The sequence below is a fragment of the Ruegeria sp. E1 genome (assembly GCF_056534225.1).
In genome coordinates, this window is the sequence record NZ_JBQFPE010000009.1 from 20,394 (window position 1) to 46,145 (window position 25,752).

A 25,752-nucleotide genomic window follows, 5' to 3' on the forward strand; every position below is an offset into this window, starting at 1 on the left:
AGAAATCTGCGACAATCCGCCGACATCTAAAAAACGCAGTTTGTGTTTCTGTCGGTTTCGCGCGTAGGTCGTGGGGCGACACGCCGCACTAAGTAACCCCCTCAAATCCAGTCAGAAAAACTAGAACGTGATAAAATCAAGACATGCCGCCCACATGTCGAATATCGCATTAAGGCAAAATTGAGTCCACGGTTCAAAGTGAAACTCACAGTTCACAGCATGGAAACAAACCGTTTCGTCCAGTTTTACGGCTTTACGGGAATCCCCCAATATCGTCCAACCAACGGATTATGTACCTTAGATTTAGAAATACCACTCACCCCCTCAAGACTAGGAGCAGGGTTGGCTTCTACCCCCTCAGCCAACCCTTGCTCTCGTTCCTACCTCCCAAGTAGCTTTACTCATCGTTTCTACGATGGGAAGTGGCTGTTAACCCGTGCCGCTAGTCTGTGCGTTCGCCGCAGTCACCTAATGCGGACATAACCTCTCCAACACTGTCCTGAACGGATAGGCTTTCTTCGGCCATGTAAATCTTCGCCCTACCGGTTTTGGTTAGCCCTTCATATCCAGGGCTCACGAATTGGATCTTATCTACCCTTATTACGAACTCATCGCCGTTTAACTGAAACCCCTGGAGCCAAAAGGCCCCTGCCAAAAATACGCATTCAATCATCGCCCTGCTCCTTTTGATCTAACGGCAATAGGGCCCGCTGCGTCGGCGCGTCGTATCAAGGTGGAAATGCCCCTTGTGATAGCGGTCGGCGTCTGGCCCCAGTACCGTACCGAACAAGCCGCATGCACCTGCGTGTAGCTCACGCATAACAGCGCTGGTCTCTTTGTTCACCCACCCGTCGCGTACAGAAATCAAGGTTCCGTCAGTTAGTATGAAGGCAGATATGTCTATTGCTCGACCTTGAGCATGTGCGGAAAGACGAGCGCCGGGTTGGTTGTTCTGTGTCTTACATGCGTAGTGCCCGGATAGGCGCAATCCCTTTAGGCCGCCGCCCTGGTTCGCAAAGACCGGTTTTGCTGTGTCTTCTAGCCATGTTTTCAGCGTCACGGCAGTCCTGCAATCCATTAATGCCAACTGGCTAAGAAAGACATCAGACACAATACGGACGCGTACCGGTTCAGCGATGCCGCACCCACGATGTTGTCCTCTAAAAGGCTTGCGATTTTCACCGATAATAGTCCAGTCGCCACAAACGGCACCGCGCTCACGCATCATTTTGCGTCCGATTTCGAATTGGCGAAATTTGCATGGGCGTAACCGTGGCCTTGGAGAAGCCGTCAAATCTCCTTTCGGGATGACAGCACCAGTTTCTTCTTCGGAGTTCACCACCCGACCAGTTGGCAGTTCAAATACAATTGCTTCTTTTTGTTGCCCATGCGCGATTTCCTCACAGTCCGGAGCCGCGCTCGCAAAACTTGTGTAGAAAGCGAAAATGGGAACGAAAATTCGCATTAATAGCCAGGTTTCCTTTTAAGTCCGTAAATGCCCTCGTGTCTCTTCTTCCAGTGGTGCACTGTGCGACAATGTCTCACAATATTGGCATTTTCAACGTGCCAAGGATTTGAGAGGGCAAGAAAAATAAGACTGTATTAGGGTTTCTTACCCGTGAATGCCAAAGCACCTTCGTTGTTCAGAATATTCGCTGCGGTGTCGAATGCCTCCCGGTCGGATCTGAACTTATCGCCGCAGTCGTAGCTGGCATCTTCAAAATCCACCGATTCCGACGTCGATTGGTCGTGATTTTCCAGGCGGTAGGTTTCGATTTCAATGCCAGTGTAGGTCATTGGCTTTCACCTAGGATTAAGACCGACTCAATGATACGTCCGCTTGATTTTGCGGTATAGCCCTGCACCGATTGCGCTCGGTGTGGGGCTTTCTATTGGGTCAGTCCAAAACTAGAGACACCCCGCAATAATTCGTTCCAGTCAAAGGGCGTGAAGATACATAGCCTATCACTACACGCGCGGGTCTGCTCAAAATTGAACGCTCCCCCATGAAGTGATTGCGTTGGGTATTCTACTCAGTTTTGAGTAAAAGCCCGCTTTTTAGCGGTGAGTAGTGGAGGTGCCCCAAAGCTGGGGAGTTCTGGTTCAAGAGCCCCATGCAATCGACACCGATAACGGCGTTAGCAGGGCTATGCCGATGAAACGGTGTTTTCAAGCAGCACTTTAGAAGAATAAATCCTCCATATAGCCAGTGAATTCGTATTCTGCTGGAAGGTTGCTGGGCAAGTCTTCGATGCCAAAGGCAGTTGAGCGCAGGCTCTGAAATTTTGCTTCGCTATCCGTGACCTCCGACGCGTAGCCTTCTTCAATGCCCCACCGCTCTACGCTTGTAGATGAGATGTACAAGTTTTCTCCAACGTATTCTGGATCCGCTTCATCGATTTTGTCGAAAAGAAATTCATCATTGGACATAATTTGTTACCTTTCACTGATAGGCCCGAATAGAAAATTGGGACCGGGTGAAATCTTACGTTCGAAACTCAAAATGAACGCTAAATCGTTAATGCAGTCAGGGTGGCTGATTCTTGGACAAATGTCAGTGACGCGGTTCACAAGCGCCTATGAATGGCTTTCAAGCGAGCTAGGAGGTGCTGTCAGAATAATTCAAACCGGTCTCAGTGTGCCGCGGAATCCGCGAACCTGTTCAGAACAAAGTTGGCGCCACTCGCTGACAGCTGTGGCGCGTGTCAGCTTGAAGGTGTCCCGGCTGGTGAGCGATCTTTCCTGGTTGAAGTGGTTGTAGACCGAGGAGTGGACGGTGGCGAAGTTCTGTAGACTTCGCGTGCGCCTGAAACGCTGCATCGCGTGTTCGCGTCATAGAAACGTCAGGTGCGAATTCTCAATGCTGTTGTTGAGCCACCTGCCCGTCTGTTGTTTTAGAGCGCGCCCAGCTCTCTGAGCGCAGCTCTGTATGAGACGAAGCGATCCGTGACGATGTTTTCCGCTTTACCGCGTCGTTTCATCAATTTCTTGAGAAATTTCTATGCCGCCTGCTTGTTTTGGCGTTTGGTGACAAAGGCTTCCAGCACCTCACCTGAGCCGTGTAAAAGGTGCTGTCAAATTAACAGGCGGCGGCTTTTTACGCTGAGTGCGGCAGCAGCTTCCTCCGCCCAAACGCCCAGCAGGCCTTGTTGCTGCATGGTCGCGTCGTATTTGACAGTAAAATCCAAGCGATAGAGCATCATACTACCTCCCGCTCACGGCACTACCCAGCGCCGGGAACCGCACGATGCGATAGGTGCCGATCGAGGCGTCTTCGCCGCCGTTCAGAACTGGCGAGCGGTGAAGCTCGTTGATCGTGGCATAGACAAAACCGTCGACGCCCATCGAAAAACCATCTGGCCAGGGGAGGTCGTCGTCCGAATGGTAGAGTACCTCATAAGTGCCATCCGGCTTTGTCACGCCGATGGCGTTGTCCGTCATGGCGGTGATGTAAACGTTGCCAGCGGCGTCCACGGTAGAGCCGTCGGAGATAACTTTATCGCCATAGCGATCGACCTTGGAAGCCAGCGTCTCGTCATCAAGGGACTCGTCTAGCAGATCGCGTGTTCTGACGCGGTACATCGAGGTCGACGTCATCGGCGCAAAATATACCCATGTATTGGTCGGGTCGACAGTGATTGGGTTGATGCCAATCTTGGCTGGATTGCCGCCCAGTTTAATCTCACGCCCGTCGATGATCATGGGTGTGTCTTCAGGGACTGTGAACTGGCTACCTTCAAGCACACGGCGGACGCGGCCTGTATCCATATCAACTACGATTATCGCGGAATTCGCACCATCGCCGGTGTCCGAAATATAGATTGCGCCGTGTTCGCGATCGACAGCAAGGTCATTAAGAAAGGAAGTTGCACGCGCAGCGGGTTGGCCAATGTAGTAAATAGCGTGCAACTCCTCGGTATTGGTGTCCCAGCCCACGACGCGACCGGTATGGCCTTCGCCTTGACCATCAAGCATCCAGAGAATGCCTTCACGGTCTGCGCGCAGGCCAAGGACGCCCCGAAGACCGTCGCCGTCATCCTGAGGAGCGCGGGCCCAGGTTTCGCTGGGGTATGGTTTGGTACTGCCGTCAGGCATGACTTCGACTACCCGCAATTCCGGGCCATAAAATTCGTGGACCGACATGAACATGCGCCCATCAGGGCCGATGGCAAGGTTGCCCGGAGGCATGTCTTTCGGAAATTCAAGATAGGTTTCAAGCCCCTCCGCCGTGACTGAACCTGCCAACATAGCGATCGCACTGACGGCATACGTTACGTACTTCATGATATCTGTCCTCTACTTGCTTTCTCAAACGGGATAGACAATCGAAAAAATTTGATTAATAGGCTTTTCTCAGAAACCAGCATTAGAATATTTCAAATGTATTCGATTGATGATCTCAGAACGTTTGTCGCCATTGCAGAGGCGAACGGTGTCACGGCCGGGGCCCAGCGTGTCGGTATTTCTGCCGCGACTGCCAGCCACCGGCTGAACAAACTGGAAGCGGCACTGGGATTAACGCTATTTCACCGCAACAGCCGTATGGTGCGGCTCACGGATGAGGGTCGTATTTTCTTTGAGAGAACCGAGGCTATCCTGTCCGACCTGGCTCAGGCAGAGCGGGATGCGGGCAGCCGGGTGACGCAGTTGAAGGGACAATTGCGCGTGACGATGTCCCCATGGATCCTGTCGCGGTATATTCTGCCGAAATTGCCGGATTTTCAGCGTGATCATCCAGAGCTGACTTTTGACTTTCTCGCGGTGGACCGGTTTGTATCGCTCTCAGCGGAAGGACAGGATTGTGCGGTTCGGGTTGGAGAGCTTTCTGACAGCGCACTGGTGGCCCGCAAATTGAGCGACAACGAACGGATTATTTGTGCTTCGCCGGAATTTCTTTCCAGAAATGGTGAACCAAAGGACGCACAAACCGCGCTATACTTGCCTTGGGTAAGTTTACCGTGGCAAACGCGGATCGCCTTTGCGGATGCAAAAGGCAAGAGAATGGACGCGACCATTCGGTCGAGCGTTCTGGTCTCCAACTCGGATACATTGACTGAGGCGGTGACCCGTGGGCTTGGCCTGGCAATCAAATCTCGCTTGGCGGTACAAAACGAGCTCGACGAAGGGCGTTTGGTTGAAGTGGCCAAGGGCTCGCTCTGGAAGCCTTCGGCACCGATTTGGTTTGTCTTTCCACCCGAAGCACGATCAGCTTCAAAGGTCGATGTGTTCAGCACGTTCGTTTCAAGTTGCTTTGGGTAACAGCCCAGAGCCGACAACCATCTACCCTTTGAAGCACTGCGTTTGCAGCCCACACTGTCGACTTTCGCTGTAGTTGTGAAAGCCAGCCCATCTGAATTCTCACTCCAAGTTCGGAAGTGGCATCGCTAACTTTGGCTTGCTTCATTCATTGCTTGATTTCTAAGGCGACAACAAAATTCAACCAGCTATCGATGCTGGGGATAAAGAACTGGTGCCGGCCAAGAAAACAAATCTGAGGACACAGAGTATATGATCCTCTAAACCTTTCTACAGTCGGCTCGCGCCAATCAAACGACGTTCGTAACATCGCAATCTTGTCTCGAGCTTACAAGTAAAGAAGTCTAAAACCGATAAGTCGCGCCTAACACAGGCCCTGACTGATCAAACGTAAAATCGTTACCATCGATCTCATGGTCAAATGAGATATGGCGATAGCCGCCGCGGATCAACCATCTGTCGTTGATTGCATAGTCGGCCGTCAGCAGAACCTGCCATGTTTCACTGCCGCTGCGGAAGCCTCCGTAGTCGACAAAACCAGAGCCCGACCATTTATCCGAAAACTGTACGCGTGCTCTGGCACCGATGACAGGGTCGGTCCAGCTATCGTCGGCGGTTGTCGTGCCCCCCGGTGCCGCACCGGGTAGAATGGTAAACTCCGTTTCGGTGCTGAACCATCGGAAGCCTCCTGCGATGTCCACGGAGATAGTTGGCGCTTCATAGATTCGGTAGCCGAGATAACCACTTAAGTATTGCGTGGTAAATGATGTCTCAAGGCCCGAACTGGCAGGTCCAGGGGTGCTATTGCTGAAAGACAAATCCGTGTAGTTGTAGTCTGCCAGTATCAGCCAACGACCATTGGTAGCCGAGAACGCCCCCATAAAGGCCAGATCTAGGTTTTCGAGGGCATCGGAAAAGCTGAGTGTTCCGTCCAATGTGCCCAATGGTGTGCTCAAGGAAGTTTCCGTTTCAGGCATAAACAAGTAGATTGTGGCCTCATAAGACCAATCAGATTGCTGCGCAGAAGCGGCCGTGGCCACAGATGCAGATAAAGCTGCTCCGCACGCGAAACCCTTCACCCATATTGACGAAATCATTCTGTACCTCCCGTCGAATATACAAGTTTGAACAATTGGTGATAAGTTTATGGTTGTTTGGCCATGAGCTTCATTCTGCGGCATCCCCAGTTGCCATCGAACCGCTACCGATACGGTTAATATCTGTGTTCGGGAAGAACTCGGACCAGACGTGCCAGAACACGCCTGCGCGCAGGGTTTCGACACGTTTTAGCTGACCCTGATCTGAATGGCCCCAGAAATTACAGCGCGTTACCGGTTTACCGAAATCATTATACCAAACGCCAAGGCTTTCATATTTAGGATCCAGGCTGATCACGATATCCCTTCCTCCGACATTGGCATTCACGATCCAATCGTTTTCGACGATGAAATCATCGGTCCAGCAAGCCGCATCCTTGCCAATCGTAACCCCCCAAACATAAGTCTTGTTCGGCAATCGATCATCTGAACGATCCATGTTGTCCATAACGGGTGCTTCTTCTTGATGTTGACGCCCGATGCCCCAGCCAAACGTGATCTCGGTCATCATGTCCAGCAGGCGCAGCAAGGAGTTCGGGGATGGTTTATTCAGAAACACCTCACCCTCGGGGTAGGCTTTCTGAAACCCGCGGAACGTCATTCGAAAGGTGGGCCAAGGCTTCATTCGCGCTTCGGGCCTGAGAGGGCAAGCAGGACCATCAGGGTTGGGATCGCGGTCTATCTCGCGGAAGCCGTAGATATGCTGGATCGGCTCGCCTGTGTCGTTGTCACGCAGGATCAGGTTGTTGCCATGCTGAGCCAGAACCTCAAGGTTCAGCCGCCGACCATCTATTCGCGGAGTGTACCCCTGACCCAGATTGGCCATCGCGCAATAGGTCATGACCACATCATCGCCTCCCAGCCCCTCTGAATCACCAGCCAGATGAGGGCGCATGATCTGCGCATCCGGGTGCGCGCGCGCGTGACCGTTGTGTTCAATGACTATGACCGGCGCTGTTGGACCGACATATTTCCGGGCTTCCTCGATAGGAAAATACTGGGCGTCGTTAAGTTGGTTTCTCAGACCCAAATGCACCCACACATAAGGAAACCCATAAAGAAGCAGTGTCAGCGCGGCCGCTGCAAGCCAAAGCCAGAAAGGGCTGCCCCCCAAAAGGAAATGTGCAAGCGTTGCCACTACAAATCCGCCCAGGCCAATGCCAATCAGGCGGTATTCATGCCGGATAAAGCGCACCATATTCTCACGCTTTACCTTCAGCAGCATTTGCGAGACATCGCCAAGGTCGCGGAAATAGACAAACCCGATTCCGAGTGACACGATCAATCCCAGTGCGAAAATTATGCTGCCAACCATGCTGAGATCCTCGATTTTGGTGATTACAGTCCTTCGCGGTTCATTACGAAAGAACAGGCCTACTTCTGGGGCGACGCGCGCTTGATCATGAAAGCTTCAACGGCTTGCTGTGTCTCAGGACGAATGTTCTCAATCCCCTCATAAGGCATGCCGTAGGCGGGCGGAGTATCGGGGTATTTCTCTTTCCGCGCCTTGTGGCGGCCCAGTATGCGTACGAATTCCTGCCCGCCCCAAGATCCGACTTCGGTTGAGACCGAGTATTCTTCGCGGGTGTCGCGGTAAAGATCGAAGAATTTTGCTAAAATTGCGCTCTCACCCGGCCCCGGCAGTTTGAGCTTGAGCTGATCCTTAACGATCGCCTCGGGTTTCGCGACCGAGTAGATGATCACGTGATCGCGTCGCGCTTTCGATTCATCTGCAAACAGTAGCGCCGCCGACTGATCGACACCATCGACCAGACGGTCCCTGGGAATGAATTCATCAGCCCCTGCAAATCGCGAGAGCGTGGTGTAGAGGTCTGAGACGTGAATGATGCTGTTTAGCAACCCGTCGGCTTCAATCATGCCCGGCCAGCGGATGAAGGCATCGACGCGCACGCCACCTTCGGTCGTGTCGCCTTTACCGCCCGCGTAGATCAGTGGGGTAAACCCGGATTGCGGCGCGTATTTGGTGAAATGCCCATTGTCGCCCATGACCACAACGATGGTGTTGTCGCTGAGCGCTAGATCATCCATTCGGGTGAACAGATCGCCCAGCCATTGATCCAGAAGCTGCATCTTGTCGACATACAAGCCACCATTGGCACTTTCTGGCCCGTCACGGCCGGCGCGGGTATTGTCCAGCGGGATCATCGGCCAATATTGCAGGAAGAACGGTGCGTTCCCTGAGGCCAGGCGGTCAAGTTCGGATAGGGTTTTGTCCTGAAACGCCTGGTTCATCTCGTCGTATTTCTCGGCGTTCCAGCGTTCTCCGGCTTTCATGCGGATTTCGCGAATGGGGCCGCCGGCCTCGCCCTCGATGACGGTCATCATCGCCGAGGCATCTGGTCGGAACCAGCCATCCAGCGTGTATTTGTCGTCATAATCCCGGATTGCTACCGAGACCTGTTCCTTGATCGCATCATCGTTGAAGATGGTCAGTTGGCCCTGCTGGTGAATGGCGTGTTGAGCGTAATCAAAGCCCTGATTCATGGCCCAGCTTTCGGAAATGTCACCCATATGCCACTTGCCGACATGGCTGGTTGCATATCCTGCTTGTTTCAAGACCTCGGCCAGTGTCACTTCATTATCGGGCAACCCAAAGCCAGCGATATCAACCGTCGTGTCGCCCATTCCCATACGTACCGGCAAGCGACCGGTCATTTGTGCCACACGAGTCGGGGTGCAGGACGGTTCGGTATACATCCGAACCATACGCATCGCTTCGTCCGAAAAGTCGTTGATGTTCGGGGTGTCGTACCCACGAACAGCGTTGAGCTCGGGTATACCCATATCGCCAAAGCCCATATCGTCAATCAGAACGCTGACGATGTTTGGGGGTTGCCCATTGTTGCCGTCTCGAAAAGCGGCCAGAGCCTGATCAACGGCAGCATCATCCTGCACCCATTGTTCCGCGTGTTGGGTTTGCAGAATGTAAAACTCAGCATCGTGTTGAATAGGGGCGTCCTGAGCCTGCAAAGGTGAGGTGGCAATGCCTGCACACAAAACCAGAAGCCATTGTTGTTTCATTCCATCTCCCCCAAGTTCGAAGCAAAGCTTCGGCTTTTGATCTTCGATGTGGCAACAATCTTTAACATCGTTATATTCAAATAATTACCAAATTTGTGATCTCACTGCCAACTCATGAATACGTCGCGGGTCAGTTCGGATTCCGGGCGCAGGTTTTCTATGCCTTCATAAGGGGTACCCTTGCCAATCTCTGAATGCGGATACTTGGCGATCATCTTCTGGTGACGCTTGATCATATCTTGAAAAGATGCCCCGGCCCAAAGCGAGTAGCCCACCAACGGATGTTCCTCTCGGGGGTCCCGATAGACATTATAAGTCGGAGCAGCCGCGCCGGGTTGGCCCGGTGCAGGAAGATGCATCTTGAACTCCTGCTTGACGACCGAGCGCAAGACAGGCCCTTCGTAAATATAAACATAGTCGCGCCGCCCGTTTCCCTCGCCGTTCAACAGCAAGGCCGTCTGGTCGATGCCGTCTATCACGCGGTCCCTTGGTATAAACTCTGTGGCTCCGGCAATCCGCGCCATCGTGGTGAAGATATCTGAGACATGAAAGATGTCACCGACTGCACTGTTGGCTTCGATCACGCCAGGCCAGCGAATGAACGCATCAGTTCTTACGCCGCCTTCAAGATGCTGGGTCTTGCCACCGCGATAGATCAGCTGGTTCAGACCGGATGAGCCTTCGTAGTGATACATCAGGCCATTATCCGCCATCAGAACAACAATTGTGTTGTTCGCTTTGCCGGTTTCTTCAAGCTTGGCCAAAAGATCTCCGATCCAACCATCAAGCAGTTGCAGCTTGTCGGCATGAAACCCGCCATTTAGTGAAATTGCCTGATCAGGGTAGACGAAGTTCAACGGATAAAGCGGCCAGTATTGTAAGAAGAATGGCGCATCCTCGGAAGCGACGCGTTCAAGTTGCTCCAGCGCCTGCCGTTGATATCGCTCGTTCATCTCTTCATATTTGGCCTGCGTCCACACCTCACCGGCTGACATTTCTACTTCCTGGGCGGGTTCACCGGCTTCGGCCTCGACACCGGTGACAAGGCCGTATGGCTTGAACCGTTCATCCAGCAGGAACTGATTGTTCTGCCCCTCGGGCACATAACCGAGCATGGTGTTGGACCGCATTGCCTCGGGGGTCATGAGGCTCAGCTGTACTTGCTGGTGGAGTGGAAATGCGGCCCAATCAAACCCCTGATTGTGGGGGTACGATTGTTCGATGTCGCCTTGGTGCCATTTGCCGACATGTGCCGTATTATAGCCGACCTGCTTCAGAATCTCGGGCAATGTCACTTCACTGGCCGGAAGGCCCTCGCCGACCAAAGCCACCTTGACCTCTTCCACACCTGCGCGAATTGGGTGGCGCCCTGTCAACATCGCGGTGCGGGTCGGGGTGCAGGAGGGTTCGGTATACATGCGCATCAGCGACATGCCTTCGGTGGCCAAATGATTGATGCTGGGTGTCTCAATCCCCATGACGTAGTTCATCTTGCGGTCGCCCATCTGACCGAAGCTGACATCGTCGATTAGGATGTAGAGAAAATTCGGAGGCTTGCCGCCATTGGACGCACGAATTTCAGCCAGCTTGGCGTTGATTTCAGCGTCTTGCGCCTCCCATGCCTCACCAAACTGCGCGCGGAGGAATTCAAACTCGCCGTCATGAACAATGGGGGTTTCCTGTGCAAACACAGAGCCGGCGCCAATCAACAACGTTGGCAAGATGTATCTAAGTCTCATGTCAAACCTCCAAATCTTTATCCCGCACCGTTTCCGCACCCGCGCCTTGGGCCTGTAGCCGTTCGTCTATACTGCGGCGCAGATCCGAAAGACTTTCTGCCAGATCGGCAAGGTATCGCATCTGCAGAACTGACTCAGACTTTGGCGGCCTCGCCAGTTCCGCGAAGACCTCTTTGTAGTCGCGACACATCAGATCGAACTCTTGGTCTTTTTCTCGTAGGTCCTGTAGCAGACCACCCGCTTCGGGAAATTGGGATTCAAAGAAATCATCATCCGTCATTGGCAGTGCCCACTAGGCATTCATTCTTTAAGCATGCATCCAACAGAATATGTATTGCACGTTTCAAGCCGCATGCTACGGTAACAACATGACGTCAAACCCTTATTGTGAAAGGATAGTTTTTGAACGTCAGCATGGGAAATCAGGATCAGACTGGTACTCAACACTTCTCGAGCGAGCAGGTGCGTGTTGCGTTGAATAAGGTTCTGGGGTCGGATGAATTCAAAGGATCCGCCCGTATGCGATCATTCCTATCTTACGTTGTGACAGAAACACTGGAGGGTCGTTCCGACGAGATACGCGCCAAGACCATTGCAATGGATATTTATGGCTACGAGGCGGATGAGCTATTGAAACGCGAAGGTGTCGTACGTGTGGATGCCGGACGTGTTAGGCGAAAGCTCCAGGCTTATTATGAAAGTAATGGGGCCGCTGACGAACTGGTAATCTCATTGCCTGTCGGAAGTTACGCACCCCAATTTTTGTCGGGCTCCGATCGAAGCAGACCAAGCTTACGCGCAAGGCGACGGGCTACCGTCGTCGTTATCTCGCTTTCAATTCTAGTAGCCGGTATTCTAGCCGGTGTTCTGATCGGCCGCAGTTCGCAATCTGTTGCTCCAAAAACTGGCAAAACTGCGATCTACGACGTATCGCCAGCCCGCGTCGAAGCAATGAACCTAAGCAACGCAGGCCGGGATTTGATTTTCCCGGTTACAGATTTGGCACGCCTTCAACCTGCGTTGTTGATATTCCAAACAGCAATTGAACGAGACCCGTTTTACTACGGGGGGTATGCTGGCGCTTCTCAGGTCGAAACCATGTTCGCCATCATGAAATCTGGCGATTCCAGTGCAGATGAGTTTTTACACGCGGCCGACAAGAATAGTGCTTATGCTTTGGAAATGGCTCCGGATGCAGCATGGCCGCTTTCGGCGCGTGCCTGGTTTGAATTTGGGGTGGGCAATTATGACAACGCGGTTGGATTATCCCAAAAGGCAGCAGACTTGGCGCCAGATGATTTACATATTGCTGAATTCGACGCCCTGATTTCCCTTTATACATCCGATTTTGATCGGGTTCTGTCGCAATCAGTGAGATATAGAACACTGGCCCAAAACGGCGGGGGGCTTGTTTTTGACAATGCATTGGGTGCGGCTCAGTTCCACACAGGAGATTATGCTGCCGCAATCCGAACGTTTGATGAAACAATATCTCGCGGTGGGCCGTTCGGACCAATTTCCGCAGCTTATCTTATGGCAGCCCACTGGAGGAACGGAGAACAAGCTGAGGCACAGCAGCTTGCCAAAGTATATTCGGACACTTGGCCAAGTTTCCCCCTCGAGACACTAAAGGCTCGGGTATTTGTAGACCCACAGCCAGTTCAAGAGCTGATCAGTGCAATGATAGCTGCAGGTTGGTCAGGACCCGCCAAGCCCTGACGATATTCTGTAGGGTTTGTAATAATTCGTTCAGAGACCTGCGCTTCCAAGGAGGAGCTGCGTTGGTTACGAATTGGACGGACCTCCAGACGAGATCAAAATCAAAGTTCATCGATCCCGAATGGGCGTGTGATGGACGGCGCTGTCAGGCAAATTCGAACCAGTCTCGGCCAGGCCAATATGGCTGCCCTTTATGCCGCACCAAGTTCGCTCCACTCGGTGAGAGCGGCGGTGCGCGTCAGCTTGAAGGTATCTCTGCTGGCCAGCGATCTTTCCTGGTTGAAGTGGTAGTGGACGGAGGATCGGACGGCGGCGAACTTCTGTAAACTTCACATGCACCTGAAACGTTGCATGGCGCGTTCGCGTCGTCGAAACGGCAGGTGCGAATTCTCGACTCGGCTGTTAAGCCACCTGCCCGTCCTTTGTTTTTCGGTAGTGCCAAGCTCTCTGAGCGCGGCTCTGTATGAGTCGAAGCGATCTGTAACGATCTCTTCTGAACCGCCATGGCGCTTCATCAATTTCTTGAGGAGCTTCAGTGCCCCCTGCTTGTTTCGGCGTTGGGTAACGATTGCTTCAAGCACTTCGCCCTTATGATCGACGGCCCGCCAGAGGTAGTGTCTCTTGCCATTCACCTTCACGAAACCTCGTCCACGTGCCACTTCCATTTCGAGAACGCGCGCAGCTGCTGAACACGCTTCCGCCTTATCTCAGCAGCAAACATTGGGCCAAAACTGTTCCACCAATACCGGAAAGTTTCGTGCCTCACGTCGATGCCTCGCTCGTACAACAAATCTTCGACATTCCGAAGCGAGAGCGGGAAACAGATGTACAGCATCACCGCAAGGCGAAAAATCTCGGGACTGGTTTTGAAGTACTTAAAAGAGGCAGGTCTGGTCATGGGAAAAAGCTACGAAAACCCCCTGCCCGCCTCAAGCCAAGTTCTTCTAACAAGACCTTTGCTCGAACAAGGATGAGCATTTACACAAGTAACTGGGCGCGTCTGAACGCGCCCAGTTTCGTCAAGTCGCGACGTGAGATACCTCTTTGTCCGGCGAGTATATGTCCAAGATGTTCCAATGTCCGGTCGTTGGCGTCGGATTATTGATCATTGGCACATCGAGCACGGTTGGCTTGCCGCTGGCGATTGCCGCTTCCAGTGCGGGCAACAGTTCGTCGGCAGCGCTGAGTCTGTGCCCTTCCGCGCCGTAGGCTCGCGCTATGTCGGCATAGCCCGGCCCGTTTGCGGGTGCGGCAGCTGATCCGGGAAATGTGGTTCCATAGGTCAGGCCGTAATGCGCTTTTTGAAGGCCGGCGATCGTTCCGAAGGCATTGTTGTTCATAACCAGCCAGATGATGCCCAGATCAAGTTCGACTGCTGTTGCCAGCATCGACGGATTTTGACCGAATCCACCATCGCCAACCAAACTTAGTACGACTCGATCAGGTGCTGCCAATTTCGCGCCGATCGCGCCCGGAGGGCCAAAGCCCATCGTCGCGAAACCACCCGGGGTCAGGATTGAACCGGGTGTCAGGATATCGAATTGCTGTCCGACGCCGTTCTTGTTCCATCCCACGTCCGTAGTGATAATGGCGTCCTCGGGCAGTGCTTTGCGGGAATCTGCCAGAATACGCTCTGGCATCATTGGAAAGGCCGATGAGGTCGCCATTTTCTCGTTGCGAGCTTCGAAGTCCGTCCGGAAGCCAGCGATCTTCTGCTCCAGCACGGGACGCTTGAAGCCGTCCGGATACATCTCGCGGGCGACCCGGTTGAGGACGCGCAATGCAGCCTTAGCGTCAGCAACGACTCCGATCTCGGTGGGATAGTTCCGGCCGATCTCCTGCGGTTCAATGTCGATATGAATGACCTTGGAACCGGGGATGTTGAACGTATAGCCAGGATACCAGCTGGAACAATCGGCCTCTTTGAACCGGGTGCCCACGGCAAAGATGTAGTCCGCATTCAGGCAGGACTGGTTGACCAACTCGGTGCCCCAAAAGCCGGTCATTCCCAGCACAAGTGGATGGTTGTCCCGCAGCGCGCCCTTGCCCATGAGGGAATGCGCGACGGGCAGTCCCATATGTTCAACGAATGCACGCAATTCCTCACTGGCTTGCGCCAGCAGGATACCGCCGCCGACATAAGCAACCGGGTTTTCGGCCTTAGCCAGTGTTTCGACAATCTCTCGCGCTGTCTCGTCGTCAATCGACGGTTTCTTGAGCGCGCGCGTGTTTTCACGGATACGGTCGAAGCTGTCCGAGGGGATCACCTCTGAAAAGATGTCCATGGGGACATTGACCAGTACCGGCCCGGGCTGGCCGCTTTCAGCGAGATGGAACGCCTTTTCAAGAATCTCGGCCATCAAATCTGCACGGTCGACCCGCCAGGCGCGCTTTACGAAGGGTCGATAGATCTCCCACTGGGCGGCATCTGCGTGCAGGTTCACTTCCTGGTGTGGATGTTTGCCGTAGTAATGCGTAGGAATATCGCCCGCGATCACCACCATCGGGATGCAGTCCAATGCGGCGTTTGCGACCCCGGTGGCGCAGTTGGTCAGCCCTGGGGAGAGATGGGACAGCACCACCGAGGCCTTGCCCGTCACGCGCGCATAAGCGTCAGCTGCGTGACTGGCGATCTGTTCATGGCGAACGGTCACGAAGTCGATGGGACTTTCCGACAGCGCAGCCAGAACCGCGATGTTCGTGTGCCCACAAAGGCCAAATACATGCTTGACCTCACGGCGTTCGAGAAAGTCAACGATATGTTCGGCAACGGTCTTGCCTTCCAGTTTCGCTCCGTCCATCACGCGACCTCCTGTCCGTAGAATTCACCGAACAGGTCCGGCTCCGAGGGGCGATCCTCGGGGATCGGACGGCTGACCCAGGTGTAGTTCATCATGTGTTTCATGGTGACGTTTTCATTGGTGATGTTGCCGCCCCAGATGCCGCAACCCAGGCTGCTGGTCATAGGCATGCCATTGGTCCAAGCACCCGCGTTGGCCTTAGATTGAGGCTGTCGCACCATCATTCGGCTGACCGGAGCCAGACGCGCCAACCGATCTATGTGATCGTCATTATGGCTATAAATCCCGCAGGAATGGCCCTTACCTCCGGTATTGTAGATCTGGCTGACCGTTTCCAGCGCGTCATCGAACGTGTCGAAGTGATATAGCGCCATCAACGTGGTCAGTTTTTCCTTGGAGAACTTGTGCTGCGGGCCGATTTGCCCCTGATTTTCAACCATCAGAAACTTGCGATCTTCGGGGATGCTAAAACCGGCGACCTTGGCCGTTTGCTGGGGCGGACAGGCGATGGTCGGAAACGTACGGTTTCCCTTTTCGTCCCACATGGCCGCTTCGAGCATGGCCTTCTCTTCATCCGAACACAGGTAGCCGCCCTCGGCTTGAAGCGCCTTGACCATATCGTCGTAAACTGAGCGCTGGATGATGATGTTGCCGTCGGCCGAGCAGCCCGACCCAAAGTCGGAGGTCTTTGAAATTCGAGTGTTCTGCGCGGCGATGTCCAGATCGGCGGTTTCATCGATGACGATGGAAGAATTGCCCGCGCCGACGCCATAGGCCGGGCGCCCAGAACTGTACGCCGCTTTGACCATGGGTTTGCCACCCGTCGCCAAAGTCAGGTCGCAGATCTCCATCAGATGTTGCGTCAATGGGATCGACGGTTTGCGAATGGATTGGAACAAGTCCTCGGGGGCACCGGCAGCACGACAAGCTGCACGCATGACCTCGACCATTTCGAAGGTGGTATGGGCGGTTCGCGGATGCGGGCTGAAGATGACCGCATTCCGGGCGTTCGCGGCGGAGACACCGGTCACCGGTGGTGTCATGGCCGGGTTGGTCATGGGGATCAGAGACGCGATCACACCGGCTGGTTTGGCATATTTCACCAAGCCTTTTTCCTCATCCACCTCGACGATACCGGTCGATGGAGTGCGCAGGACATCCCGCAGCACCATGTGAATTTTAAATCGCTTCGCAGGACGCCCTTCGCGATCTCCGATGCCGCTTTCGTCCACGCCTTGCTGGGCCAGACGCGTGAAGGTTTTCTCGTTCCCCGCATACCATGCAATTGCCTGAGACAGGCGGTCCAGCCTGCCCTGATCCCAATCCTCGATCTCGGCCATAGCAGCGCGGGCGCGCGCCAGCATATCGGCCGCCATGTTGCGGTCGTTTTCAGTGAGCTCTTTGCCCATGATGATCCTCTTGGTGTTTTAGAATTGCAGCATCGGACACACGACGCTGTGACCGCGCCGCGCCGAATGTTCGCTTGGCGTGGCTGAGACAGCGACGCGCGTGTTCTTCATATCCCAACTCGGCAACGCGGCTTTGGTTGGGCAGTTCGATGGAATAGTCGACGGGCGGCATCCGTTCGATGATGCCGGTGAAATCGATCCAGCCCTCGCCGGGATAGAGCCGCGCATCGCGGGCCAACTGGATCATGCCCTCACGCGTATCCGCGATGCCAGGCAGGCAATCGGAGATATGCAGGAAGTGAAACAACTCCGAGGGGACATGCAGAAGCTCTCCGAGATCAACGCGGCTGAGGTGCAGATAAAGCGTATCGACCAGAATACCGCCGTTTGGCTGATCGGAGGCACGCACGATATCAAGCGCCTCATCCAGAGTGCGCAAGCGTGAAAAACTTGGGAACTCCAGGTCAACCGTCAGTCCGTAGGGTGCGGCCAGTTCGCAGGTCTCGGAATAGACGTCGATCAGAAAGTCACGATCATCGCGGGTGTTGGTCCACGCGCTCATGATCATACGTTTGGCGCCCAGTTCTCCGCCGATCTCCAACGATCGCTCAAAACTGCGCGGGTCGACATCTTCGGTGATACGCGCAATCTCAACATCTAGGACTTTAAGCCCAGTTGTGGAAAGAGCGGTCTTAGTCGCCCGAACCTGCGCTTTGTCGATCGGGGATTGAGTGAACTCGCCGGGCACATGCATCGGAATGAATCGGGGGCTGACGGCATCGTAACCGGCCCGCGCGGCGATATAGACCAGCTCGGGCGGCGTGCAGCCGATCAGCGTCAGATGCGCCAAGGAATAGAGAGAGGGGCTTGCGCCGGCCTCTTCGGGTTTCGCCATGAACGACAGCTCCAGGTGTCTGCGAATCTCAATTTCATCACACGTAGTATAAAATATCTGATATTTTATAAAATATCAACTTTAATGCTGAACAGGAAACGAAAACGCCCGGGCAAAGGCCCGGGCGTGTTTCCCATTTGTTAAGATAGAACCTTAGAGAGAGACCCAGTCCCCTCCGGACTGGTGAGAGCGCACAGAGGCATCAATGAACCGGACACCGTCTGCGCCTTGACCGACACCGGGATAGGTCAGCCAATCATTCGGAACGGTAACGCCATCCCGACGTGCGGCTACGGCCAAGGCAAATTCCGTATAGAGATTGGCCCAGGCTTCAATAATCCCTTCGGGGAAGCCGCGCGCGGTCCGGATCAGACGTTCCGCACCGGGTCCGATGCCGTGCCCGTGACCTCGGCTGATGATACGATCCGGCTCACCAAATCGATTGAACCTCAGCTGTTCCGAATTCTCGAGGTCCCATTCCAGACCTCCTTCGCTGCCGAATATCCGCAAGCGCAAACCGCCCCGATTTCCCGGGGCAAGGCGTGTCGCCATCAGGGTTCCCGGAACTTCGTTTTGGTACCGCGTGAACATGAACACCGTGTCTTCCAAAGGCTTTGGCGCGCCGCAGACATGAAACTCTGCCCGTAGGTCGGTCAAGGGCAGGCCCGAGACAAAACTGGCGAGATGCGCGGCATGGGTCCCGATATCGCCGACACAACTGGTCGGACCAGAAATCTTTGGGTCCAGCCGCCATTTGACGTGGGGCGCATCAGCAACATCATCGGGCGTCATCCAGTCTTGCATGAACTCAACGTGGATTTGGTTGATTTTACCGATGCCGCCTTCCGCCACGATTTGTTTGGCCTGACGGATCACAGGAAAACACGACATCGCATAGCCGACGGCAAAGACCTGCCTCGTGCGCGCAGTGATCTCCTCAAGCCCCTTTGCTTCGGCAACCTCATTGGTCAAGGGTTTGTCGCACAGCACGTCAATACCCGCCTCCAGAAATGCTTTGGCCGCATCGAAGTGAACATGATTTGGCGTTGTGATCATGACCGCATCTACGCCATCAGGCCGCGCCGCCTCGGCCCGCGCCATCTCGTCGAATGACGCATAACATCTGTCAGTTGGCAGGAACCACTCGGCCCCGCGTGCTTTGCTACGCGCGGCATCTGCGCTGAGCGCGCCTGCGGCGACCTCCCACCGGTCAGTCATCCGCGCGGCCGTTGCTTGCGTGACAGAGATACGCCCACCACCAACAACGCCCAGCCGCAAGCGGCGAGACAGGCGGGGGAAAGGACCATCAAAGTTCAGGTCTTCGGGTAAGAGTCTTTCAGCCATTCTGAACCTCCATGTCCGGAACCCGCGCGCCTTCCGGCAGAATTTCGACCGCCATGAAGATGCCGGGCGTGATCGTCTCGTATTGATGCCAGGGATAGTTGCCTTCGTCGTCATACATCGGCTTGTGTGTCGTGCCCGGCGCCATGAATTCTTCGAGATAGAGCGTCTCAACGTCCCGCTCACGACATTGCTGCATTTTACCGAAGCCAATGATCTGCGTATGCACTTCGCGAAACCCCGGTACTGGGCAGAACGGATGATCCTTGTGCAATCCGACATTGAGCGGAACCGAGCCGGAATGGTACATGGTCAATCCGACGTTACCCACGAAGACCTTCGGCGACATGTAGTGGCTGACACCGCGCAGACGCTCCTCCTGACGAACATCGTAGGCCGACGGCCAAGTATCTTTCACCCGCGAGAATAGCGCGCTGTCATCCCCATGGGCGTCGAAACCGTGGACAATGACTGCGCGTTCCACGCCATTAAGCGTGCTGTCTTGCACGATAACAGACGAAAGCGGTGCAACGGCCTGATCCTCGACCGAAAGACCCCGCTCCCCAAGGTTCAGAACGATGGCGCGACCCTCGACAGATATTCTGTCTTCATCAGTGATATGCTGGACGCGAAAGAATGGCTGAGCAAAGTCGAGTGTCTCAATCGGCATGCGCCAACTCCTTTCTCTCATCGTTCAGGAAATCGACCGGCAAAGGCTCCGGAACCGCGCAACGGCTTTCTATTGTCTGGTAGGCACCGAATTTCGGCGCTCGCTCGATTGCGTCCATGACCTCGAACACATGGTAGGCAAGCGCTCCACTCGCACGGGGTTGGCGTCCTTCTTGGGCCGCCAAGGCCAGATCCAAAAGGCCGAGCCCTCGGCTGTCTTCATTGAACCCGTGTTTGTTTTCGACCACCTGCCAGTCTTCACGACCGGATGGGCGCGGCTGATGAGACCAGCGCGAGGTGTCTCGTGTCTTCAACCAGACATCCCCCTGAAAAATGTTGGCACCATGAACTGGGTCTGGGTCTGGGATGCTGATGGTGCCGTTTTCACCGTAGATCTCGAACCGCGGAGTTTCGCTGTCCCAGACGTCGAAGCTCATGGTCATCGACCCTATAGCTCCGGATGAGAACTGAAGCAGGCTCAGGGAGTGCGTGTCGACCTCGACATCCATCCATTCGCCGTCGCGAGGGCCGTTTTCGATCATCCTTTTGTCGAACGTGCGCCGCGCCATTCCGGCGACTCGGTCTACAGGACCAAGACAACAAATCATGGCGGTTAGGTAATAGGGGCCAAGGTCCAGCAAGGGCCCGCCACCGGCCTGATAGTAGAAATCCGGGTTGGGATGATGGCGTTCTGTCCCGTGGGTACCGACATGGGCAAAAACCCCTGTTGGTTTGCCAATCGCACCCTCGTCGATCAAGCGCCGAACGGTCTGCCAGCGACCGCCCAGAAATGTGTCGGGCGCGCAACCGACCAGCAACCCCTTTTCAGAGGCCATATGCAGGATCGCCTTTCCATCAGTGCGGTTCATAACCAGTGGTTTTTCTGAGTAGACGTGCTTACCCGCCTCTAGCGCACGCAGACTGATTTCGGCATGCGCTGCCGGGATCGTCAGGTTCAGAATGCAATCAATCGTCGGATCGGCGAACACCTCATCGGGTGTGTAGGCCTTGGCGATGCCGTATTGATCCGCCTTGGCGCGGCTTTCCGAAGGATCGAGGCTTGCGCAGGCCACGACCTCGACGTTTGAGAATTTGGATAGTGTCTTTAGATAAATGTCGCTGATACGACCACAGCCAATAAGACCGACCCGGAAGGATTTCGATGTCTCACCTGTCATCATTCCTGTCTTCGTAGAGGGGTAAGTAATTTGGGGGCATCGGCCCTTTATTTCGGCCACCCTGCCCCATCTGCTCCCAAGCGTGGGCGAGTATTCCAACCGAGCGTGACAGGCAGAACAGCCCGCGCGACAAGGGTGCGGGAAAGCCAAGCTCGCAGAAAATCACAGCTGTCGCGCCGTCAATATTCATGGCAATGGGCCGACCGCCGCGTTGACGGCCGAGTTCGGCCTGAACCTCTTCTCCGATATCGGCAAACCGGCCAGAAACTGTGCCTTCTGCCGCTGCAGTTCGAACAAGTAGCATCAATCGTGGTGCGCGTGGGTCGACGGGCTTGTGAAACCTGTGACCAAAGCCCGAGACGATTTTGCCATACGTCTCGCGCCAGCTGTCCAAGCCATCCCGAACATTGTCATTCAACGAAGCTCCCGCCTCCATGCGAGCCGCAATATCATAGTACAGCTCGGCACACTGCTCTCCTGCCCCTCCATGCACGTCGCCCAGCATGTTCACCGCAGTTGCCATTGCATTGTTCAGGCCGACCCCGCAGGTGGCGGCCATACGCGCAGCCGCGATGGAAGGCGCCTGCGGACCGTGATCCACGCCTGCGACCAAAGCAGCCTCGAACAGGCGCGCTTGTGCGTCGCTGGGCAGATCGCCCCGCACCATCAGCCAGATCATCTGCGGGAAAGATACATTCCCGATCAGGTCCTCTATGGCGTTGCCACGAAAAGCGATCTGACCGGGCTTCATGTCGATGATGGAAGTACGCCACCATTGGCGAACGGCGCGCTCATCCATCGTCAGGTTTTCATGCAGCTCAGTCATTGAGTCTGCACCTCTTTGAGCGTCTGGGCTTTGCTTTGCGCGGCGAGGCGAATGGAGGCATTGCGCGCACCGTAACCGGCATAGCCCATGCGGCGTTCGACAATTTCGAAAAAGAAGCCATTAAAGATGGGGCGGCTGTAAATCTGAAAATACTCAGCACCCGCCGCTCGATCGTAGAGTATATTACCCCGGCGCAGTTGGGCAACCAAATCGTCATCCAATCCGAATGTCGCTTGCAGATCAGCGTAGTAGTTTTTAGGGATGGACAGGCTGGGAAAGTTGGACTTGAGCAACTGGGCTGAGGTTTCAAAAATATCATCCGACTGAAAGGCAATGTGCTGAACACCAGCCCCAAAACCATCTTCAAGGAATGACGCCGCCAGTGTTCGGCGCCCAACTGCCCCGTTCAGGTTTAAGCGCACTTCCCCTTCGGGACTTTCGATAGCCTGGCTTTGCACGACACCGGACGGGTCGGCGACGTTCATGATAGGGGATTTTGCCATCTCGAAAGTAGAAATATAGTAGAGCAGCCAGCTTTGCATCTCATCATGGCGCATCGTTTGGGCCAGATGGTCGATGCGGCGCAGACCGGCAGGCTGGGTCGCTTTGGTTTTCGCAACCGGCTCGAACTCGATGTCCCAGACCCGATGCAGATCGGATTTCTCATCAATGAAATGAACAACATTGCCGCCAACACCACGAATGGCCGGGATATCCAGTTCCCCTGTTCCCACCGGTTGTGAGAAATTCGGCGCGCCCAGCGCGGTCGCGCGCTGAACCGTCTGATCCGCGTCCTTGACGCGCAACCCCATGTCGCAGACCGAGGGGCCGTGACCCAGGAACGCCGAATGGGCAAATCCTTCCTTTTCGGTATTCACAACGATGTTTATCGCGCCCTGCCGCCACAGCTCGACGGATTTGGATACGTGTTTTCGCTCCATTCGAAAGCACATTGCTGACAGCATATCTGCCAGCTGCGCGCCGCTTACTTCATCAGCTGTAAATTCGACGAATTCGAAGCCTGACGCATAAACGCGCTCCGGCAGGTCCGGGATGCCGAAATCAGTTCCCGGCTCGGTCCGGGATACCTCATCCAGGAGGTTCACCAGCGACCTGTAGCTGTCTCGGGCCAGTGTCCCGTCACCGGGTTGAGGAGCTGCCTCGTTGACGCGTGCAATCGACCAAGGCCCCTTGTACCCGGCGCGGGACAACACCCGCACGAAGCCCGCAAGGTTCAGCGACCCAAGCCCCGGCAGAAGTCCAAAGTGCCGTTTGAGCCGACGTATATCCATCTCAAGCCGGGGTGCATCGGACAGTTGCACATGGAACAGCCGCTCTCCGGGAATGTCCCGAAGGCGGGCGGGTTTGGACCCGTCGGCAAGTGAGAAGAATGAGTTCAGGGCCAGCCCCAAATGAGGGCTGTCGATGGCTTCCACGACGCGTAACGCCTGCTCATCCGAGTGAACAAGATCTGACCATGGCAAGCCCATATAGGCCAGACGCATTCCCATCTCTTTCGCGATTTTGGCCGCCTCGCCCAGGTCTGCGATTACCTGTTCTTCGGTCACGGCGACATTGACCTCGAAGGCAGACCCGAAAAGCAGCAATTCCGTTCCCAACTCGCTCATCAGGTCGAGTTTGCGCTTCAGCCGATCAAAGGCGCGCTCCCGTCCGGCGTCGGCCTGACCTTCAAGGTTGTGGAAGGGTTGTAGCAGGCAAATCTTCAGGCCGAGGTCCGATGCAATCTCGCGGACTTGCGATGGCGGCCCGTCAAAAGCGGTCAAATCCGGTTCGTGTAATTCGACGCCCCCGAATCCCGCTTCAGCGATAGCACTCAGTTTTTCGGCCAGATCACCGGGGATCGACGTAGTCGAAACCGAGAGGCACATTATCCCTGATACCCGAACATACGCGGCAACCACAGGACCAGATCAGGCATCAGCATCATGATCACGAGGGCGAAGATGAGCACCGCCAGGAAGGCCCAAATCTCCGAGATGATTTCACGCAGCGGAATGTCCGTCACGGCGTTGATCACAAAGAGCAGAATTCCATAGGGCGGCGTAATCAGACCAATCATCGAGTTCACGACGACAAGCACTCCGAAATGCACCAGATCAATCCCAAGCGCTTCGCAGGTTGGAATGAACAGCGGCACGATCACCAGAATGATCGTCGTCGCGTCCAAAACGCATCCCAGCGCAAGGATCAGAAGGTTAACCAGGATCAGGAACACAATCGGGCTGACATCCGAACCTTCCAGCAAGGCTGAGATCGACTGCGGGATCTGTTCCTGAATGACGATGAAATTCAGAATGAACGCGCCACCAATGACCACCCCGACGGCGGCAGAAGAGCGCGCGCTGTCGACAAACACTTGGTAGAGGCCACGGAATGTCAGTGCGCGGTAGAACAACGCTGCCAGTAGCAGGGCGTAGAATGCAGCCACGGCTGCAGCCTCCGTCGGAGTAGTGACGCCGCCATATATGCCGTACAGCAGGATTGCAGGCATCAGCAGTGCCGGGAACGCGTTGGCGGTTTTTGCGGGCAACTCGCGCAGCGGAACAGGTTCTTCCAATGCAAAGTTCCGCTTTCCAGCCAGATAGTAGTTCATCGCCATCAGGACGACGCCCATGATCAGGCCCGGCAGAATCCCTGCCAGGAACAGCGACCCGATGGAGGCCTTGGAAACGAGCGCGTACAAAACCATCGGGATCGAGGGCGGAATGATCGGGCCGATGGTCGCCGACGCCGCAGTGATTGCGGCAGCATAACCTCGGCTGTAGCGGCCATCCTTGGTCATCATCTCAATGATGATCTTGCCGATCCCCGCAGCATCCGCGACAGCCGAACCGGACATACCGGAAAAGATCAGAGACGCCACAACATTGACGTGCCCGAGGCCGCCCTTGAACCGCCCGACCGCAGCGACGCAGAAGTTCAGCAAGCGGTCGGTGATCGACCCCGCGTTCATTATATTAGCGGCGACGATGAACAAAGGCACGGCAAGCAGGATCGTGCTCTTGTAGAAGCCTTGCAGGATCTTCTCGCCCGCGAGGGCGACGTCCAATCCGGCCGTACCCAGATACACCAATGAGGCCAAAAGGATGGAATAACCGATAGGTGTCCCGATGCCCGCCAGAAGAAAGAGAGCGAGCAGGCAGGAAAGAAGTTCAAAACTCATTTCTTAACTTCCTCGTCCTCTTCACCGTCGACACGGGGATGATCGTCAACCACGTTGTACCCAACGACCAGTTCCAACTCTGTCTTTGGTGGGCCATTGCGCATGACGTCGAAGAATAGCCACGCGTACCGCGCTGCGACGACCAGCATGAATACCGCGTAAATCGAGAATACTGTGCGCAACGGTATCTTCTCGCCGGAGAACGGATTGCGGACAGTCGATGTCTTGCGGATTTTCATCCAGTCGATGTAATCCCAGGTCGGCAGGAAACTGTAGAGCATTCCAATGACGATTGCTGCGGCTGCCAGCATCGCAAAAACCTGGCGGACGCGCCGGGGCACAGAAAGATAGATGATATCGAACTTCACATGATCCCGCTCGCGCACGATGAAAGCGCAGCTGAAGAAGATCACCCAGACCCAGAGGATGCCGATCAGTTCAAGCGTCCACCCGGCCGGGGTGAAGAAGTACCGTAGAAGGATTTGCAAAAGAAATATCAGGAAGATTGCCGCCAGCATCCCGCCGGCAATCGCTTCGGTCAGTCGGGAGAACCCCTTGATAAAGGCTTTCATAGTGGTCCTCCCTCCCTTGAATTA

General features: G+C 55.0%; 22 protein-coding genes and 2 pseudogenes. 2 read left to right on the top strand and 22 right to left on the bottom strand.

Annotated features, from left to right (window positions below; translation table 11 throughout):
• Nucleotides 1–691 precede the first annotated feature (691 nt).
• The 6 genes and pseudogenes from ACR0FG_RS12685 to ACR0FG_RS12710 all read right to left on the bottom strand — a co-directional run bounded on the left by ACR0FG_RS12685 (nt 692) and on the right by ACR0FG_RS12710 (nt 4,284).
• Nucleotides 692–1,465: an extensin-like domain-containing protein gene (locus ACR0FG_RS12685; RefSeq protein WP_480893384.1), complete on the bottom strand. Its 774-nt coding sequence runs from the start codon at nt 1,463–1,465 to the stop codon at nt 692–694.
• 137 nt (nt 1,466–1,602) lie between these two features.
• On the bottom strand, nt 1,603–1,797 hold the full coding sequence (locus ACR0FG_RS12690) for a hypothetical protein (protein ID WP_480893385.1): 195 nt from the start codon (nt 1,795–1,797) through the stop codon (nt 1,603–1,605).
• Between the two features lie 384 nt (nt 1,798–2,181).
• Nucleotides 2,182–2,430 (bottom strand): hypothetical protein, encoded by a 249-nt coding sequence (locus ACR0FG_RS12695; RefSeq protein ID WP_480893386.1) that lies wholly within the window; start codon nt 2,428–2,430, stop codon nt 2,182–2,184.
• 192 nt (nt 2,431–2,622) lie between these two features.
• A pseudogene (locus tag ACR0FG_RS12700) lies at nt 2,623–3,053 on the bottom strand (DDE-type integrase/transposase/recombinase); the annotation flags it as partial.
• Nucleotides 3,054–3,074: 21 nt separating this feature from the next.
• A complete protein-coding gene (locus ACR0FG_RS12705) occupies nt 3,075–3,203 on the bottom strand; it encodes a hypothetical protein (protein ID WP_480893387.1) in 129 nt (42 codons plus the stop codon).
• Nucleotide 3,204: 1 nt separating this feature from the next.
• Nucleotides 3,205–4,284 (bottom strand): L-dopachrome tautomerase-related protein, encoded by a 1,080-nt coding sequence (locus tag ACR0FG_RS12710; RefSeq protein WP_480893388.1) that lies wholly within the window; start codon nt 4,282–4,284, stop codon nt 3,205–3,207.
• Between the two features lie 96 nt (nt 4,285–4,380).
• Between ACR0FG_RS12710 and ACR0FG_RS12715 the strand changes: the two genes are divergently transcribed.
• Complete coding sequence (locus tag ACR0FG_RS12715; RefSeq protein ID WP_480893389.1) at nt 4,381–5,259, top strand: LysR family transcriptional regulator; 879 nt, start codon at nt 4,381–4,383, stop codon at nt 5,257–5,259.
• Between the two features lie 341 nt (nt 5,260–5,600).
• On the opposite strand, the gene ACR0FG_RS12720 is transcribed toward ACR0FG_RS12715, so the two are convergent.
• The 5 genes from ACR0FG_RS12720 to ACR0FG_RS12740 all read right to left on the bottom strand — a co-directional run bounded on the left by ACR0FG_RS12720 (nt 5,601) and on the right by ACR0FG_RS12740 (nt 11,414).
• Complete coding sequence (locus ACR0FG_RS12720) at nt 5,601–6,353, bottom strand: outer membrane protein (protein ID WP_480893390.1); 753 nt, start codon at nt 6,351–6,353, stop codon at nt 5,601–5,603.
• Between the two features lie 70 nt (nt 6,354–6,423).
• On the bottom strand, nt 6,424–7,668 hold the full coding sequence (locus ACR0FG_RS12725) for a DUF3179 domain-containing (seleno)protein (RefSeq protein WP_480893391.1): 1,245 nt from the start codon (nt 7,666–7,668) through the stop codon (nt 6,424–6,426).
• Nucleotides 7,669–7,727: 59 nt separating this feature from the next.
• The gene (locus tag ACR0FG_RS12730) at nt 7,728–9,395 is read right to left on the bottom strand and encodes a sulfatase-like hydrolase/transferase (protein ID WP_480893392.1); all 1,668 of its coding nucleotides are present in this window, start codon (nt 9,393–9,395) and stop codon (nt 7,728–7,730) included.
• Nucleotides 9,396–9,496: 101 nt separating this feature from the next.
• The gene (locus ACR0FG_RS12735; protein WP_480893393.1) at nt 9,497–11,134 is read right to left on the bottom strand and encodes a sulfatase-like hydrolase/transferase; all 1,638 of its coding nucleotides are present in this window, start codon (nt 11,132–11,134) and stop codon (nt 9,497–9,499) included.
• Between the two features lies 1 nt (nt 11,135).
• On the bottom strand, nt 11,136–11,414 hold the full coding sequence (locus tag ACR0FG_RS12740; protein WP_480893394.1) for a hypothetical protein: 279 nt from the start codon (nt 11,412–11,414) through the stop codon (nt 11,136–11,138).
• A 122-nt stretch (nt 11,415–11,536) separates the two neighbouring features.
• Here ACR0FG_RS12740 and ACR0FG_RS12745 point away from each other — a divergent pair, with 122 nt between their 5' ends.
• The gene (locus ACR0FG_RS12745) at nt 11,537–12,853 is read left to right on the top strand and encodes a tetratricopeptide repeat protein (protein WP_480893395.1); all 1,317 of its coding nucleotides are present in this window, start codon (nt 11,537–11,539) and stop codon (nt 12,851–12,853) included.
• A 191-nt stretch (nt 12,854–13,044) separates the two neighbouring features.
• Here ACR0FG_RS12745 and ACR0FG_RS12750 read toward each other — a convergent pair.
• The 11 genes and pseudogenes from ACR0FG_RS12750 to ACR0FG_RS12800 all read right to left on the bottom strand — a co-directional run bounded on the left by ACR0FG_RS12750 (nt 13,045) and on the right by ACR0FG_RS12800 (nt 25,728).
• Nucleotides 13,045–13,751 (bottom strand): annotated as a pseudogene (locus ACR0FG_RS12750) (IS6 family transposase).
• A gap of 121 nt (nt 13,752–13,872) precedes the next feature.
• Nucleotides 13,873–15,654 carry a thiamine pyrophosphate-binding protein gene (locus ACR0FG_RS12755; RefSeq protein ID WP_480893396.1) on the bottom strand — a complete coding sequence of 594 codons (1,782 nt, stop codon included), beginning with the start codon at nt 15,652–15,654 and terminating at the stop codon, nt 13,873–13,875.
• Entirely contained in the window at nt 15,654–17,063 is a 1,410-nt protein-coding gene (locus ACR0FG_RS12760; protein ID WP_480893397.1) for an aldehyde dehydrogenase family protein, read from the bottom strand. Before ACR0FG_RS12760 ends, ACR0FG_RS12755 begins: the two co-directional genes overlap by 1 nt.
• Nucleotides 17,044–17,958, bottom strand: a complete 915-nt coding sequence (locus ACR0FG_RS12765) for a sugar phosphate isomerase/epimerase family protein (protein WP_480893398.1) — start codon at nt 17,956–17,958, stop codon at nt 17,044–17,046. The genes ACR0FG_RS12760 and ACR0FG_RS12765 overlap by 20 nt, the downstream gene beginning before the upstream one ends.
• 153 nt (nt 17,959–18,111) lie before the next feature.
• Nucleotides 18,112–19,302: a Gfo/Idh/MocA family protein gene (locus tag ACR0FG_RS12770; RefSeq protein WP_480893399.1), complete on the bottom strand. Its 1,191-nt coding sequence runs from the start codon at nt 19,300–19,302 to the stop codon at nt 18,112–18,114.
• Complete coding sequence (locus ACR0FG_RS12775) at nt 19,295–19,969, bottom strand: hypothetical protein (RefSeq protein ID WP_480893400.1); 675 nt, start codon at nt 19,967–19,969, stop codon at nt 19,295–19,297. Before ACR0FG_RS12775 ends, ACR0FG_RS12770 begins: the two co-directional genes overlap by 8 nt.
• Nucleotides 19,959–21,146 carry a Gfo/Idh/MocA family protein gene (locus tag ACR0FG_RS12780; protein ID WP_480893401.1) on the bottom strand — a complete coding sequence of 396 codons (1,188 nt, stop codon included), beginning with the start codon at nt 21,144–21,146 and terminating at the stop codon, nt 19,959–19,961. Before ACR0FG_RS12780 ends, ACR0FG_RS12775 begins: the two co-directional genes overlap by 11 nt.
• Nucleotides 21,136–21,972: a citryl-CoA lyase gene (locus ACR0FG_RS12785; protein WP_480893402.1), complete on the bottom strand. Its 837-nt coding sequence runs from the start codon at nt 21,970–21,972 to the stop codon at nt 21,136–21,138. Before ACR0FG_RS12785 ends, ACR0FG_RS12780 begins: the two co-directional genes overlap by 11 nt.
• The gene (locus ACR0FG_RS12790) at nt 21,969–23,861 is read right to left on the bottom strand and encodes a bifunctional sugar phosphate isomerase/epimerase/4-hydroxyphenylpyruvate dioxygenase family protein (RefSeq protein WP_480893403.1); all 1,893 of its coding nucleotides are present in this window, start codon (nt 23,859–23,861) and stop codon (nt 21,969–21,971) included. The genes ACR0FG_RS12785 and ACR0FG_RS12790 overlap by 4 nt, the downstream gene beginning before the upstream one ends.
• On the bottom strand, nt 23,861–25,156 hold the full coding sequence (locus ACR0FG_RS12795) for a TRAP transporter large permease (protein WP_170328647.1): 1,296 nt from the start codon (nt 25,154–25,156) through the stop codon (nt 23,861–23,863). Before ACR0FG_RS12795 ends, ACR0FG_RS12790 begins: the two co-directional genes overlap by 1 nt.
• Nucleotides 25,153–25,728: a TRAP transporter small permease gene (locus tag ACR0FG_RS12800; protein ID WP_480893404.1), complete on the bottom strand. Its 576-nt coding sequence runs from the start codon at nt 25,726–25,728 to the stop codon at nt 25,153–25,155. Before ACR0FG_RS12800 ends, ACR0FG_RS12795 begins: the two co-directional genes overlap by 4 nt.
• Nucleotides 25,729–25,752: the final 24 nt, after the last annotated feature.

Bases quoted from the DNA above. Each gene is read 5' to 3' on its own strand.
- ACR0FG_RS12685 (WP_480893384.1), bottom strand. From the start codon at position 1,465: ATGCGAATTTTCGTTCCCATTTTCGCTTTCTACACAAGTTTTGCGAGC.
- ACR0FG_RS12690 (WP_480893385.1), bottom strand. From the start codon at position 1,797: ATGACCTACACTGGCATTGAAATCGAAACCTACCGCCTGGAAAATCAC.
- ACR0FG_RS12695 (WP_480893386.1), bottom strand. From the start codon at position 2,430: ATGTCCAATGATGAATTTCTTTTCGACAAAATCGATGAAGCGGATCCA.
- ACR0FG_RS12705 (WP_480893387.1), bottom strand. From the start codon at position 3,203: ATGATGCTCTATCGCTTGGATTTTACTGTCAAATACGACGCGACCATG.
- ACR0FG_RS12710 (WP_480893388.1), bottom strand. From the start codon at position 4,284: ATGAAGTACGTAACGTATGCCGTCAGTGCGATCGCTATGTTGGCAGGT.
- ACR0FG_RS12715 (WP_480893389.1), top strand. From the start codon at position 4,381: ATGTATTCGATTGATGATCTCAGAACGTTTGTCGCCATTGCAGAGGCG.
- ACR0FG_RS12720 (WP_480893390.1), bottom strand. From the start codon at position 6,353: ATGATTTCGTCAATATGGGTGAAGGGTTTCGCGTGCGGAGCAGCTTTA.
- ACR0FG_RS12725 (WP_480893391.1), bottom strand. From the start codon at position 7,668: ATGGTTGGCAGCATAATTTTCGCACTGGGATTGATCGTGTCACTCGGA.
- ACR0FG_RS12730 (WP_480893392.1), bottom strand. From the start codon at position 9,395: ATGAAACAACAATGGCTTCTGGTTTTGTGTGCAGGCATTGCCACCTCA.
- ACR0FG_RS12735 (WP_480893393.1), bottom strand. From the start codon at position 11,134: ATGAGACTTAGATACATCTTGCCAACGTTGTTGATTGGCGCCGGCTCT.
- ACR0FG_RS12740 (WP_480893394.1), bottom strand. From the start codon at position 11,414: ATGACGGATGATGATTTCTTTGAATCCCAATTTCCCGAAGCGGGTGGT.
- ACR0FG_RS12755 (WP_480893396.1), bottom strand. From the start codon at position 15,654: ATGGACGGAGCGAAACTGGAAGGCAAGACCGTTGCCGAACATATCGTT.
- ACR0FG_RS12760 (WP_480893397.1), bottom strand. From the start codon at position 17,063: ATGGGCAAAGAGCTCACTGAAAACGACCGCAACATGGCGGCCGATATG.
- ACR0FG_RS12765 (WP_480893398.1), bottom strand. From the start codon at position 17,958: ATGGCGAAACCCGAAGAGGCCGGCGCAAGCCCCTCTCTCTATTCCTTG.
- ACR0FG_RS12770 (WP_480893399.1), bottom strand. From the start codon at position 19,302: ATGGCTGAAAGACTCTTACCCGAAGACCTGAACTTTGATGGTCCTTTC.
- ACR0FG_RS12775 (WP_480893400.1), bottom strand. From the start codon at position 19,969: ATGCCGATTGAGACACTCGACTTTGCTCAGCCATTCTTTCGCGTCCAG.
- ACR0FG_RS12780 (WP_480893401.1), bottom strand. From the start codon at position 21,146: ATGACAGGTGAGACATCGAAATCCTTCCGGGTCGGTCTTATTGGCTGT.
- ACR0FG_RS12785 (WP_480893402.1), bottom strand. From the start codon at position 21,972: ATGACTGAGCTGCATGAAAACCTGACGATGGATGAGCGCGCCGTTCGC.
- ACR0FG_RS12790 (WP_480893403.1), bottom strand. From the start codon at position 23,861: ATGTGCCTCTCGGTTTCGACTACGTCGATCCCCGGTGATCTGGCCGAA.
- ACR0FG_RS12795 (WP_170328647.1), bottom strand. From the start codon at position 25,156: ATGAGTTTTGAACTTCTTTCCTGCCTGCTCGCTCTCTTTCTTCTGGCG.
- ACR0FG_RS12800 (WP_480893404.1), bottom strand. From the start codon at position 25,728: ATGAAAGCCTTTATCAAGGGGTTCTCCCGACTGACCGAAGCGATTGCC.